This is a genomic window from Streptococcus infantis, assembly GCF_047460405.1.
GTDB lineage: Bacteria > Bacillota > Bacilli > Lactobacillales > Streptococcaceae > Streptococcus > Streptococcus infantis_Q.
The window spans coordinates 1-1,415 of sequence record NZ_JASHGH010000043.1; the positions used below are offsets into that span (position 1 = coordinate 1).

Sequence of the window (1,415 nt, forward strand, 5' to 3'; positions counted from 1 at the left end):
GGCTCATTGTCAACTGTAGTGGGTTGAATAAAAACTAACATCTGGAGAGGACAATTGATGTCCTCTTCATTTTTATATTCAGAGCGATGAAAATTCGTTTCTTAAAGTTGTCAAAGTTCCGAAATCCAAAGGCATTTCGTTTGATAAGTTTAACGAGATTATTGGTAGCTTCCAATTTGGCGTTGGAATAGGGTAGTTGAAGGGCGTTGACAATTTTCTCTTTGTCCTTGAGAAATGTCTTAAAGACAGTCTGAAAAAGAGGATGAACCTGTTTAAGATTGTCCTCAATGAGTCCGAAAAATTTGTCTGGCTCCTTGTTCTGAAAGTGAAAAAGCAAGAGCTGATAGAGATTATAGTGGTGTCTCAAGTCTTCTGAATAGCTCAAAAGCTTGTCTAGAATCTCCTTATTTGTTAAGTGCATGCGAAAAGTAGGGCGATAAAAACGTTTATCACTTAGTTTACGACTATCCTGTTGAATGAGCTTCCAGTAGCGCTTGATAGCTTTGTATTCATGGGATTTTCTATCAAATTGATTCATGATTTGAACACGGACACGACTCATAGCACGGCTAAGATGTTGCACAATGTGAAAACGATCTAGAACGATTTTAGCATAAGGAAAAAGCTGTTTAGCCAAGTTATAGTAAGGACTAAACATATCCATAGTAATGATTTTCACCTGACAGCGAACCGCTCTATCGTAGCGAAGAAAGTGATTGCGGATGATAGCTTGTGTTCTGCCTTCAAGAACAGTGATGATGTTGAGATTATCAAAATCTTGTGCAATAAAGCTCATCTTTCCCTTAGTAAAGGCGTACTCGTCCCAAGACATAATCTCTGGAAGACGAGAAAAATCATGCTTAAAGTGAAAGTCATTGAGTTTACGAATGACAGTTGAAGTTGAAATGGATAGCTGATGGGCAATATCAGTCATAGAAGTCTTTTCAATTAACTTTTGCGCAATTTTTTGGTTGATAATACGAGGAATTTGATGATTCTTCTTGACGATAGAAGTCTCAGCGACCATCATTTTCGAGCAATGATAGCACTTGAATCGACGCTTTCTAAGGAGGATTCTAGTAGGCATACCAGTTGTTTCAAGATAAGGAATTTTCGACGGTTTTTGGAAGTCATATTTCTTCATTTGACATCCGCACTCAGGGCAAGATGGAGCCTCATAATCCAGTTTAGCGCTGATTTCTTTGTGAGTATCCATATTGATGATATCTACAATCTTGATGTTTGGGTCTTTAATATCAAGGAGTTTTGTGATAAAATGTAATTGTTCCATATGAATCTTTCTAATGAGTTGTTTTGTCGCTTTTCATTATAGGTCATATGGGACTTTTTTTCTACAACAAAATAGGCTCCATAATATCTATAGGGGATTTACCCACTACAAATATTATAGAGCC

Annotated in this window: 1 protein-coding gene; it reads right to left on the reverse strand. The window is 37.0% G+C overall.

The window, feature by feature from the left end:
* Positions 1-34 precede the first annotated feature (34 nt).
* Positions 35-1,291 (reverse strand): ISL3 family transposase, encoded by a 1,257-nt coding sequence (locus tag QM928_RS09845; protein ID WP_153225811.1) that lies wholly within the window; start codon positions 1,289-1,291, stop codon positions 35-37.
* Positions 1,292-1,415 lie beyond the last annotated feature (124 nt).

Coding starts and splice junctions, on each gene's coding strand:
- QM928_RS09845 (WP_153225811.1), bottom strand. CDS start 1,291: ATGGAACAATTACATTTTATCACAAAACTCCTTGATATTAAAGACCCA.